Source organism: Candidatus Limnocylindrales bacterium (assembly GCA_035559535.1).
GTDB lineage: Bacteria > Moduliflexota > Moduliflexia > Moduliflexales > JAUQPW01 > JAUQPW01.
Genome location: DATMBG010000052.1, coordinates 1 through 12,015 on the forward strand (window position 1 = coordinate 1; position 12,015 = coordinate 12,015).

9 protein-coding genes and 1 rRNA gene are annotated in these 12,015 nt (G+C 46.0%); 2 read left to right on the top strand and 8 right to left on the bottom strand.

The window, feature by feature from the left end:
- Positions 1–144 (top strand): 23S ribosomal RNA (locus tag VNM22_20755); the annotation flags it as partial.
- Between the two features lie 118 nt (positions 145–262).
- Here the strand turns inward: VNM22_20755 and VNM22_20760 are convergent.
- From VNM22_20760 to VNM22_20770, 3 genes are all read right to left on the bottom strand, one after another.
- On the bottom strand, positions 263–1,744 hold the full coding sequence (locus VNM22_20760) for an aldehyde dehydrogenase family protein (protein HWP49602.1): 1,482 nt from the start codon (positions 1,742–1,744) through the stop codon (positions 263–265).
- A gap of 154 nt (positions 1,745–1,898) precedes the next feature.
- The gene (locus VNM22_20765) at positions 1,899–2,465 is read right to left on the bottom strand and encodes a c-type cytochrome (protein HWP49603.1); all 567 of its coding nucleotides are present in this window, start codon (positions 2,463–2,465) and stop codon (positions 1,899–1,901) included.
- A gap of 117 nt (positions 2,466–2,582) precedes the next feature.
- Positions 2,583–3,965 (bottom strand): sorbosone dehydrogenase family protein, encoded by a 1,383-nt coding sequence (locus VNM22_20770; protein HWP49604.1) that lies wholly within the window; start codon positions 3,963–3,965, stop codon positions 2,583–2,585.
- A gap of 241 nt (positions 3,966–4,206) precedes the next feature.
- Between VNM22_20770 and VNM22_20775 the strand changes: the two genes are divergently transcribed.
- The gene (locus VNM22_20775) at positions 4,207–5,649 is read left to right on the top strand and encodes a HEAT repeat domain-containing protein (protein ID HWP49605.1); all 1,443 of its coding nucleotides are present in this window, start codon (positions 4,207–4,209) and stop codon (positions 5,647–5,649) included.
- A gap of 127 nt (positions 5,650–5,776) precedes the next feature.
- On the opposite strand, the gene VNM22_20780 is transcribed toward VNM22_20775, so the two are convergent.
- From VNM22_20780 to VNM22_20800, 5 genes are all read right to left on the bottom strand, one after another.
- Positions 5,777–7,525: an N-acetylmuramoyl-L-alanine amidase gene (locus VNM22_20780; protein HWP49606.1), complete on the bottom strand. Its 1,749-nt coding sequence runs from the start codon at positions 7,523–7,525 to the stop codon at positions 5,777–5,779.
- A 137-nt stretch (positions 7,526–7,662) separates the two neighbouring features.
- Complete coding sequence (locus VNM22_20785; GenBank protein ID HWP49607.1) at positions 7,663–9,099, bottom strand: ATP-binding protein; 1,437 nt, start codon at positions 9,097–9,099, stop codon at positions 7,663–7,665.
- A complete protein-coding gene (gene meaB / locus VNM22_20790) occupies positions 9,092–10,033 on the bottom strand; it encodes a methylmalonyl Co-A mutase-associated GTPase MeaB (protein ID HWP49608.1) in 942 nt (313 codons plus the stop codon). The genes VNM22_20785 and meaB overlap by 8 nt, the downstream gene beginning before the upstream one ends.
- Before the next feature lie 114 nt (positions 10,034–10,147).
- Positions 10,148–11,290, bottom strand: a complete 1,143-nt coding sequence (locus tag VNM22_20795; GenBank protein HWP49609.1) for an acyl-CoA dehydrogenase family protein — start codon at positions 11,288–11,290, stop codon at positions 10,148–10,150.
- 159 nt (positions 11,291–11,449) lie between these two features.
- A complete protein-coding gene (locus tag VNM22_20800; protein HWP49610.1) occupies positions 11,450–12,010 on the bottom strand; it encodes a Zn-ribbon domain-containing OB-fold protein in 561 nt (186 codons plus the stop codon).
- Between the last annotated feature and the right edge of the window lie 5 nt (positions 12,011–12,015).

Consider the following 12,015-nt stretch of genomic DNA (forward strand, 5'->3'; position numbering starts at 1 on the left):
GCGGGAAGCCCGCCTCAAGATGAGATCTCCCAATCCGCAAGGATTCTGAAGACCCCTGGAAGAAGACCAGGTAGATAGGTCGGAGGTGTAAGCCGGGTAACCGGTTGAGCCCACCGATCCTAATCGGTCGTGAGACTTGACCTCTCAATAAAAAGAAGGGAGTTGATTACTCCAAACCTAACCTGTTTTTTAGACCTCCCAGGTTTTAAAACCCGGGAGGTCTTAATTTAAAATAACCTCTTCACTTTATCCTCTCTTCTCCTCACACATCAATCTGAGCCTTCTGCAACTTTCCACTGTAATCTATATAAACCGTCTTCCATTCTGTAAATACATCCAAAACATGTCCCCCTTCCCGATGGCCATTACCGGTCTGCCTGGTTCCTCCGAAGGGTAAATGAACTTCCGCACCAATGGTGGAGGAGTTTACATAGGTAATCCCTGTATAAATATCTCGGATGGCAACAAAAGCTTTATTAATATCTTGCGTGTAAATCGCGGAGGAAAGGCCGTATTTGCTGTTGTTAACAATATCAATGGCCTCTTCCAAACTTTCAGCAGGAATAATGGCCGGGCAGGGACCAAAAATCTCTTCCTGGGCAATCCGGGACTGAGGTTTTACCTCTGCAAAAACCGTCGGAAGATAAAAATAACCCTTGGCACATTCCCCCTCTTTATAGATTTCTCCCCCTGTGAGAATTTGAATCCCTTCCTCGCGGGCAATCTGGGTATACCGATGGATTCGCTTCAATTGTTGTTCATTAATGACCGGACCTACATCGGTATTGGGGTCTAATCCGTTTCCCAACTTTAACTTTTTAACCTGGGTTACGAACCTGTCGGTAAATTCCTGAAGGACTTTTTTATGAACGATCAGACGACTGGCTGCCGTACAACGTTGTCCGGTTGTTCCAAAGGCTCCCCAGATAGCTCCTTCCACCGCCAGATCCAGGTTAGCATCATCCATGACGATAATCGCATTCTTGCCTCCCATCTCCAAAGAAACCCGCTTATAGCTTTCGGCGCACTTTAAAGCCACTTCTCGTCCTACTTCACTGGAACCTGTGAAGGAAACGAGATCTACACCAGGATGGGTTACCAGGGCGGCCCCTGCTTCTTCTCCAAATCCGTGAACTAAATTCAAGACCCCTTTAGGTAAGCCGGATTCAACCAATATCTCCACAAACTTGGTCGCCATAAGGGGAGTATCCTCGGCAGGTTTGAAGACCACCGTATTCCCACAAACAAGGGCCGGTATCAATTTCCAGGAAGGAATAGCCAGAGGGAAATTCCAGGGTGTAATGGCAGCTACGACTCCAACCGGCATGCGAATAGACATGGCAAACTTGTTGGGTAATTCCGAAGGTGTCGTCTCCCCAAACATCCTTCTTCCTTCACCGGCAATGTAATAGGTCATATCAATGGCTTCCTGAACATCTCCCCGGGCTTCTTTAAGAACTTTTCCCATTTCTCGGGTCATGAGTTGGGCAAGCTCTTCTTTTCTCTGAACCAGCTTTTCTGCAGCCCGAAACATGATCTCAGCCCGTTTGGGGGCCGGTACTTTCCGCCATGAATCAAAACTGGCTCTGGCCGCTTCTACAGCGGAAGCTACATCTTTCTCGGTAGATCTGGGAAATAATCCTAAAACCTCTTCGGTATTTGCTGGGTTAATATCCTCAAAAGTTTGCCCGGATTGAGCATCTACCCACTGGCCGTTTATGTAATTTTTATAAACTTGCGGCATAAAAAACCTCCCATTTTTCTTTTAAGTCGGTCCTATAGATAAAGGTTCTATAAAGGTTTCTATACTTAGAAATTAGGACAAACTCTTCCCTAAATCAAGGAACCTTCTTCCATGGTCCGGATTTTGGGATGAAGGAGAGGCTGGACAAATGTTGTTAAGGAACCGGGGATAGATGAGCCAGGTAATAAGCCAGAGCTTCGATTTCCTCATCAGATAAGGGTTGTGCGGCCTCTGTCATACTTCCGTCAATGTCGGCACTGGTTTGATCTTTGAATCCACGCAGTTGTTTTAAAAGATAAGCATAAGGTTGCCCTGTGAGGCGTGGAATATGATCCCGCCCTGCTAATCCAGGCCCATGGCAGAATGCACAGCGATGTTTCTCTAAAGCTTGTTTGCCTGCCGCCATTTTTTGAGGATCAGGTTCTCCACCGTGGGTGGAGACCGGTTTTTGTGCTGCAAAGTAGGCAGCGATGTCTTGAATATCTTTATCACTGAGGTTTGCGGCAAACGGTGACATTAAAGGATTCCTACGACGTCCCTCCCGGAACTGGATGAGTTGATTGTAAAGATAGAGTTGTGGCTGACCGGCCAGCGAGGGAACCTCCGGAGCGATAGAGTTGCCGTCTAAGCCATGACAGGGTGCACAAACTTCAATCTTCCGTCTCCCGGCCTCCAAATCTGCTGCTTTACCCCCAACCGGAATGATCAACCCTGATAACATACCCATCCCTATTATTACGAAACTAAAAATTCCTTTCATTTAACCTCTGGGTTAACCCCCCCTTGCAAATCCAGATATCCCTGCGAAAGGGGATACCTGGATTTGCTTCTCAAAGACCTAGCGTTGATAGGTAATACGATAGAGAACCCCATTCCAGTCATCAGATACCAGGAGAGATCCATCTGGCATGACCTGTACATCGACCGGTCGACCCCAGAATTCCTCACCCTGTAACCAACCTTCGGCAAAAACTTCATAACCCGGCGGCTGTCCTGGAGTCAGAGTGACCTGCATCAGCTTGAAACCTGTCTTCTGGGTACGGTTCCATGAGCCGTGTAAGGCCATAATGATGCGATTCTTGTACTCTGAAGGGAACATATTGCCGGTATAGAATCGCATCCCCAATGCAGCTACATGGGGTCCAAGCTTGAGGATGGGAGGTGTGAATTCACTGCAGGAATGCCCTTTCCCGAACTCCGGATCCAGCACATCACCCTGATGACAATACGGATATCCAAAGTGGAGTCCGATGCGGGGTGCATAGTTCAGTTCATCATTGGGCAAATCATCCCCCAACCAGTCACGACCGTTATCGGTGAAATATAACTCTTTGGTAACTGGATGCCAATCCATCCCTACGCTATTGCGGACCCCACTGGCAAAGACTTCATAACCACTCCCATCGGTGTTGACCCGTACAATACGGGCATAGGCAGGGGGCGGCTCGCAGATGTTGCAGGGAGCTCCGATGTTAAAGTAGAGTTTGCCGTCCGGTCCTAAGGCCAGGAACTTCCAGCCATGGGGTTCATCCTTGGGTAGATTGTCTAAAATCACAACCGGTGATGGCGGATTATCCAGCCGCTCTTCGATGTTGTCAAAGCGAAGAATACGACTTAATTCGGCGACATACAGGGTGCCATCCTTAAAGGCAACGCCGTTGGGACGATGAAGCCCTTTGGCAATAACCTTAACCTCGCGACTATTCCCCTTATCTACCACAGCATAAACATTCCCAACCAGGCGGGTACCAACAAACACCGTGCCTTTATCGCCGATTGTAATAGAACGGGCGTTCGCTAACCCTTCTGCCCAAATGCTGATCTGGAAGCCGGGGGGTAATTTGATCTTGTCTAAGGGGATATCTTTGGCCGGTTTGGCAGTGAGCGCAGGGGGGTGAGGTCTCAAGGGGGAATTGGCAAATTCAGGGGGTCGGCCCTGGGTCCCGGGCGGTGGCGCTCCCGGAGGGGATTGCTGAGCCTGAATCGGCAACTGTATCAGGGCCCATAGCAAAGCCAGGAATGTTACCCTCCTAAGACCATAGGGGATGAAACGATGCCATAGGCCGGTTATCCGGTTCCCATGCGCAATTGGCTTCTCCCCCTCCGTTAAGTTGCCTCTCTCTGCTCTTTGTCGACTTGAAGCCTGTACGTGCCTGAAGGGTTGATGATCTCCGTCCGAAGTAGTTTGTAGGAGTTCAGATCTGGTCTGTTTGTTTTCCATTTGGATACCTCCCCGTAAAATTCTTGGTTTCCCAGTTACGATAAATTTAAAATTCTTTTTGTCAATTAAGATAAATTTGAAATTCTTTTTGTCAAGTTCTTCATCCGGTAAGTTCTTCACTTATCAAAGAAGCCTTCTTTCATGATAAAAAGCTTGACAAGTAGTTGGAAAGAGATTAGAACGTGTAGGATTTATTAAGTACAAGAAATGGCTTTCATTTTTTTTATAGAGGGAGATGGATATGAAACAAGAATCTCAAGGTTTAGAGATTAGTGTGGTAGGACTTGGACAGTGCGGGGGAAACATCGCCGCTGAATTTTACAAGAGAGGATATAATGCCGTAGCGCTCAATACCTCCTATACCGATCTAAGGGCTTTGGAAGCCCTACCCGAGGAGAACAAAGTTTATATCGGTGTAGACGGCAGGAATGGCGCCGGTAAAGATATATCCCTCGGAAAACGAAGCATTCAGATAAATCAGAACAAGATTCTAAGTGTCATACAGAGATTACTCTCCGGAGCCGATGTTCTCCTGTTAACCGCAGGTCTGGGTGGAGGTACAGGGAGTAATCTTTCGGAGTTAGCGACCGTTTTAGAACCTTTAAAAGTTTTAACCTCTGCTCTGGTTACCATTCCTACATCCGGTGAGAGTAGTATTACCAAGGTAAATGCCGTTAAATCGTTGAATAACCTTTTGAGTGCTAACCTGGGGAGTATCATTCTGGTAGATAATCAGAAAATATTGGAGCAATCTCCTCATATCAGTCTTGCTTCCTTCTATTCACGGGCTAACGCCACCATTGCCGAAGTTTTTAATATTTTTAACACGATTAATGAAGAAGCCGATGCCATTAGCATTCGAAGCTTTGATAGTGAAGATTTTAAAAAGGTATTTCTCTCCAGTGGTTTTGTAACCTTTGGATATACCACCCTCCCTTCCCAGGAGCCTTTGACCAGTCAGGTTTTGGTGGAAAAAATGAGCGAACTCTGGGACTCTGGCGGTATTTTTGCCTCTGGATTTGATTTTTCGGCTGCTGCTATTTCTGCCGTAATTCTCTTTGCTCCTAAACAAATCCTCACGAAAAGCTCTGCCGATGTTTTTGAGAAATTTACCCATGCTATTAAGGAGATTACCTCCGGTTCTGCCGTTTACACAGGAATTTATCAGTATACCAAAGAGGACAAACCCATTAAGCTTTATGCCATGCTGGGGAAATTACCTATTCCATCCCGGGTGAAAGAGTTGTTATCCCAGGCTTTAGATGAGGGTAAGCAACTCTCTCAAAAGGTAAAGTTAGAAATACCTAAGCTGGATTTAAGCGGATTAGAAGGGGTTGAGTTATTCAGCAGTGCTTCAATGGTAGAGCCTATTTCTGCAAAACCTGAATCCAAGAGAAGATCTGAAGCTGAACGCCGGATGTTGGATTATGACAAGGTTATTCAATACTTGAAAAAAGAAACCCAACCCCAGAGAAGAAATGAAATTCTCCAACTGGTCCTTGAAGATTATAATAGCGAAGATCCCGATATACGAAGAAAAGTTATTGAAACTTTAGGGGAAATAGGAGATCCCAGTGTTCGAGCCGTTATCCTGAAGGCCCTGGGTGACAGGGATAAGGCCGTTCAACGAGCTGCTGCCAGGGCTTTAGAGAAGATTTCGGGCGAAAAGCCGGAGAAAGAATAAAATTCAAGAGAAGGACGGTTTGAATCGTTCTTTCTTTAGAGGTTGTAACGTAACTTGCTGATCTACGCTTCGTAGGGCGAAACGTAGTTTCGCCCTATCTTTCAGGCAAGGATTTGAATATCCTCTGCTAAGGTATCTTGAGTTTTTGTCCGGTATAAATCACCATGCCTTTTAATTGGTTAATTTCGGCAAGGGTATCTACTTCAACTTTGTAAAGATTGGCAATCCGCCAGAGAGTCTCTCCTTCTTTTACAATATGGATGCGACCCTCGCTTTGCCGGACGGGCAGGCCGGTCTCTACGGTTACAGGGGAAGAAGAAGATACCAATTCACCAGGGAGAGATGGCTGGATAAAAGACTTACTCTCCCGGCTGGTTTGGCGGACCGGAAATAGTTTATTGGAACGAAGCCCTTTGGCAGAAGCTTCTGGATTTTTAAGGGAGGCTTCATTTTCATTTTTGTCAGGGCGGGATGAACGGAATCGCTCAAAATAACTTATGACACTTTGATAAAGGGCTTCTGCAATCCGATCCTGCATAACCGGATTTATCAAAAGCTGCTCTTCATAGGGATTGCTGATATAAAGGGCTTCTACCAAAACAGAAGGAATACTGGGTATTCTAAGGACCGCAAAGTTGGCCCTTTTTAACCCCTCATTACGAACCTTTAAGAAGGGAACGGCTTTATCTAAAGTCAACTCACCAAATGCAAGACTTCGGATTAAAGACTCCCCTCCGATAGATTTCTCAGATAAAATTCTGTTAATTTCTGGATCCTCTTGATTGAAAACAACCCCACCCATATGATCCGATGCATTTTCTCTCTGGGCAAGGAGTTTAGCCGCTTCGTCTGTAGCCTCTTCCGACAGGCAATAAACCGAAAAGCCATTCATACTCGTGTCGTAATTGGCATTTACATGGATACTCAGAAATAGATCGGCATCGTGTTCTCTGGCGATTTGAGTTCGTCGTCCGAGAGATAAAAAATAATCTCTATCTCGGGTCAGGTAGGCTTTAATATCCCTGGTTTGATCCAGCCAATATTTCAACTTTTTAGCGATATTCAAAACAATATGCTTTTCCATGGAGCCATTTCGACCGATGGCCCCTGAATCACTTCCGCCGTGTCCTGGGTCGATCACGACAACTTTATAATTCTGTCGGTCTCTATTTCGGGTTATTTGAGGTGGTTTTTTAAATTCAACCTCCTTTTCCTTGGGATGGAAAATATTGACCATAAGACGGTCTGGTTGATCATTGGTCTTTTCAATGGGAGATACTTTAAATTCCGGCCGGGATTGAACTAAATCAAAGACGACCTGAAATCGCCCGCTGGTTAAACGCTGAAGTCGAATGGTTTTAACCGCCCTATCATAAACTTGAATGGTTTCTTTCTCCTGAATGTATTTACCCCGAGTGAACTCAACGACCAGGCGAGGAGGATCTTCCAGGGTATAGGTGTGATAAGACCCACTCCTGGGACTTCGATTTAAATTAACCACTACCTGAGTCTGGTCGGGGGCCAGCCAGTATTCGACACCGGTGATAAGGATCGGTTCTTCATTTATAACCGGATAAGAACGATCGGTTGAATCCCCTGTCTCGAACTCCTTTGCATAAGTTTCTGCCCCTGATTCTTTAGAAACCTCTGAAGGGGAAGGAATCCGAGAATCCAACCTTGCCGGAGAGTCTTCTGTTATCTGGGGGGTTATATAGGAATTGGTTTTTTCGGTTACAGCGGGTTTTTCCAAAGCCAAAACCGGCTTGTATTCCTTCATAAGGAGAGCTGACGGAGAAGAAGTGGAATGATAACGAGAATTTAAGAATAAGAATAAACCACCTGAGATAAGCAATAACCAAAAGATGCGCCTTTTCATAGCTAACCTTTCCTCCACAACCTGTTGAGATTCGGTGAATCAGATCAACTGCTTGCCATTACCATAACCACGGGCAGATGTCAAGGACTTTTCTCTTTCTTTCGGACAAAAATTGTAAGATATCCCGAAGTCCCCGGCTAATCCAATCCAAATACTTGCCCGGTTACACCGTCGACCTCCCGCTTTTTCAGCCTGCCTGCCACATACAATCCTTCTAAGATGGCTTCGGTTACCGAGGCTATCACCTCATCAACCTCCTTTAATCCCTGATCCTGAATATATCGGTCAACCAGCTTTTTTAATTCAGGTTCCGAATCCAGTTGTTGAACATATTCAGCGCCGACCATGTTGGGGGAAACACGAAAATTGCCAATAGATAGGGTTTCCCAATTATATTTGGCAAAGTGCCGCGTACAGATTTTTAGGATAGCCTGCCTGCATAGCTCATCGATGATTTGATCTTTGCTTTTAGATGCCATATAGGTCAGTTCCAGCTTTGGATACATAGAAGCCCGAATGGCATTCAAATCCGAAATCCGTGGAACAGGGGGAACATTTTTTAGATCGAATCGCTCTTCGGCCTGGCTGATCAGGTTTTCGTAATTATCGATGGTCATCCGTACGCTGGTCCCTTTGACCTGATCCACATCGGGATGGTTCCTCGCCTCCAGGGTAATCTGTACGATGATTTCCTGCATAAAGACAGGTACGATAGGTTGAGAATCTCGATTACTAAAGGCTTCCTGAACCATAATCTCGCGCTCTTCTTCAAGGGTGCGTGGATAGTGGGTATAGATACCACTACCAAACCGGTCCAGGAGGGGTTCGACGATTTTACCGGCTGTGGTGTAGTCCACCGGATTGGCCGTTGCAACCAAGAGCAAGTCTACGGGAAACTCTATGGGATAGCCTTTAGCCACTACGATTCCTTCTTCCATTAAGTTAAAAAGAGAAACCTGGGTCTTAGGAGCTAAATCCGGAAGCTCATCGATGTAGAGAATTCCATTATTGGCCTGAAGGGCCTTACCCGGAGAGAAGGTAGCAGGATCAATGAGATAACGTCCTTCGGCTACTTTGATGGGATCAATATCTCCGATGATTTCAGAACTTGAAATATCTGTGGTGGAGAGAATCTGGCGAAAACGCTCTCGTCCGGTAATCCACCGAATTTTAGCCTCTTTTCCTTTCTCGGCAATGAGCGTTTTGCAGAAATGACACAGGGGATGAAGGGGATTATCATTGATGGGGCAGCCTTCCAGTACGGGAATTTCATTTAATAAAGAGGACAACTGGCGGGCTATTTTAGATTTTGCCTGACCTCGTTCTCCGATCAACAAGACATGATGACCCGAACGAAGGGCATTATAAAGCTGGGGAATAACCGTATCGCTATAACCGATGAGTCCTTCAAAAACAGGCTCTCCGGCTCTTAATTTCCTCCGTAAATTGGTTCTGATCTGTTCGATCACCCTAGGTCTTTTATAGTCTTGGGCTATTAAATCACCCAAAGTCTTTATTTCAGCGTGAATCATATAAGGAAATTGAGGGTTATAAAAATAAAAAGGGTTAGGCAAACCAGGTTTTTACCATCCCTTCGACTAAGGAATAGGGGTCTGCTTCTCGATTGACTATTTTTGAAAGGAGCCGGGCAAACGCTTCCCGGTCGCCTACTTTGGCCATAGCTTGTTGCATCAGGTTATGTTGTAAAATTTCCAGGAATTCACTTTCGGTCTGGTTGAGTTTCCTTTTTTTAAGCTCTCCTGAATCTTTCAGATAGCTCAGATGGGCATCGATACCTTCGACAAGTGCGGGAATTCCTTCCTCTTTGACGGCTATAGTTTTATAAATAAGAGGTTTCCAGCTTTTTTGCTGGTAGGTATTAAATCCCAGCATGATTTCTAATTCCTTGACCATTTTATCGGCTCCTTCCCGATCTGCTTTATTAACTACGAAGATATCTCCGATTTCGAGGATACCTGCTTTAATGGCCTGGATATCATCGCCCATGCCGGGTACTGTAATGACGAGGCACGTATGGGCCGTTTTAACAATTTCCACCTCATCCTGTCCCACTCCAACGGTTTCTATGAGGATGATGTCCATTCCATAAGCATCCAAAATATGAACCACATCATGGGTCGCCACGGCTAACCCGCCCAGGTGGCCCCGGGTCGCCATACTCCGGATAAAAACCCCTTCATCCAGGTAATGGCGCTGCATACGGATTCGATCACCTAAAATGGCACCTCCGGTAAAGGGACTGGTGGGATCGACGGCAATAATTCCCACGGTCTGCCCACGGCTTCGAAACGCCGAGGTGAGTTTATCGACTAAAGTGCTTTTTCCGGCTCCTGGAGCTCCTGTAACACCTAAAATATAAGCTCGTCCGGTATGCGGATAAAGGGCTTTTAAGGCCGGTAGTGCCTCCGGGTCTCCATTTTCTACTAAAGTAATGAGTCGGGCAACTGCACGAACATCCTTGCTTAAGACACGGTCTGCTAACTTCAAGTACCGGTGGGAGGGGATAGGAGTATGGGAATAGGGGCGACCGGCCGGTCGCCCGTATCAGGAAGTAAGGGTGACCGGCCGATCACCTCTACTCCCATACTCCTATACTTCCATTCACTCTTTTAATAACTGATTGGCAATAACCATTCGATGAATTTCCGAAGTTCCTTCGCCAATTTCGCAGAGTTTGGCATCTCGATAATAGCGAGACACGGGATATTCCCCGATATATCCATAGCCGCCATGGATTTGAACGGCTCGATCTACAACCCGAACACAGGCCCGAGAGGAATAAAGCTTGGCCATGGAGGCTTCTTTCTTGATAGGTAAACCTTGATCCTTAAGATAAGCGGCTCGAAGGGTTAACATTCTGGCAGCTTCCAATTCTACTTCTGAATCGGCCAGCATCCATTGAACAGCCTGAAAATCTGCAATAGGTCTACCAAATTGAATTCGCTGTTTGGAATATTTAATGCTTTCTTCCAAAGCCGCACGTCCAATCCCAACAGCTAACGCAGAGATCCCGATACGTCCACCTTCCAGAACCTTCAGGCTGTCTATAAAACCCTGTCCTTCCTGCCCCAATAGGTTTTCCCTGGGAATACGACAGTTCTCGAAGATCAACTCTGCGGTATCGCTTCCCCGCATTCCCAACTTGTTGCGTAGTTTAACAGAAGAAAATCCCCGGGTTCCTCTCTCTACCAGAAAGGCTGAGATACCATGATGTCCCTTGGTTTTATCTGTAATAGCCATAACGACAACAACATCACAGACTGTCCCTTGGGTTGTAAACATCTTGCTTCCGTTTAAGACCCATTCGGAGCCATCGAGTACGGCTGTGGTACGAAGGGATTTAGCATCACTGCCAGAGTTTGGCTCGGTTAATCCCCAGGCACCCAGGAGTTCTCCCTGAATAAGGGGAATTAAATATTTTCGTTTCTGTTCTTCATTCCCGGCCAGATAGATATGGTTCGAACAGAGAGAAATATGGGCCAGGGCACTCAAAGCGATAGAACCGTCGGCTGCGGCCAATTCTTCCATAGCCAGTGCATAGGTCACGTAATCGGCTCCAACTCCTCCCCATTCCTCCGGGAAGATAATCCCAAAAAAGTTGATAAGGGCCAATTTTCTAAAAATTTCCTCGGGAAACTCTTCCCGTTCATCATAGTAAGCCGCATAGGGAGCCACTTCCTTCTGGACAAACTCCCTGACGGTCTGTTGGATCAACTTCTGATCCTCTGTTAAATCAAAATCCATTTTTAACATGGAAATGTGGGAGTATGGAGGTAGAGAAGTGTGGGAGTATGGGAGTGTGGGGGTATATTTGTGCTCTTACACTCCCATACTCCCACACTTCTGTACTCCCATACTTCCATACCCCCACACCTCCACACTTCCCTGCTTCCCTACTTCTTTCTAAGCGGGTACAAAGTACACATCGGTGGGTTTGAATTTGCAATTCCGTAAGAATTGAGCCTTGACCCGCATCCCAATTTCGGCTTTACCGGGCTCCACCCCAACCAGACGGCTTAAAAAGAGGGTATTAACCCCTTCAAACTCTACCAGAATAAGGGTAAAAGGGGTTTCTTTTAGAAATTCTTCGCTTCCAAAATAACAGGTGGTCCAGGTATGAATTTTCCCTTCCAGGGGTAATTCAAACCATTCAGTTTTTGCTCCACATTCCATGCAGTGAGATCGGGGTGTCGCAAACTTATAGTTACATTGCGTACATCGACTTCCTAAAAGTTTTTTCTTGGTCAATCCGGCAAAAAAAGGGGAATCTTGGGCATAACTATGGATATAGTCGATTTCATAATGGTGTTTGATGATAATGGGGTCTACACCAAAAAGAACTGTTCCTTCTTCTGTTTCAGGTAATTTAATTTTTTGGGCTCCTGGTTCGTGACTCATGATTTTAAGTAGGGGAGTGTGAGGGTATGGGAGTATGGGAGTACTTCCACACTTCCACACTTCCATACTCC

What these genes read in the sequence shown, in the direction of transcription:
- VNM22_20780 (HWP49606.1), bottom strand. Translation starts at nt 7,525, where the DNA reads ATGAAAAGGCGCATCTTTTGGTTATTGCTTATCTCAGGTGGTTTATTC.
- VNM22_20760 (HWP49602.1), bottom strand. Translation starts at nt 1,744, where the DNA reads ATGCCGCAAGTTTATAAAAATTACATAAACGGCCAGTGGGTAGATGCT.
- VNM22_20775 (HWP49605.1), top strand. Translation starts at nt 4,207, where the DNA reads ATGAAACAAGAATCTCAAGGTTTAGAGATTAGTGTGGTAGGACTTGGA.
- VNM22_20795 (HWP49609.1), bottom strand. Translation starts at nt 11,290, where the DNA reads ATGGATTTTGATTTAACAGAGGATCAGAAGTTGATCCAACAGACCGTC.
- VNM22_20765 (HWP49603.1), bottom strand. Translation starts at nt 2,465, where the DNA reads ATGTTATCAGGGTTGATCATTCCGGTTGGGGGTAAAGCAGCAGATTTG.
- VNM22_20800 (HWP49610.1), bottom strand. Translation starts at nt 12,010, where the DNA reads ATGGAAGTGTGGAAGTGTGGAAGTACTCCCATACTCCCATACCCTCAC.
- VNM22_20770 (HWP49604.1), bottom strand. Translation starts at nt 3,965, where the DNA reads ATGGAAAACAAACAGACCAGATCTGAACTCCTACAAACTACTTCGGAC.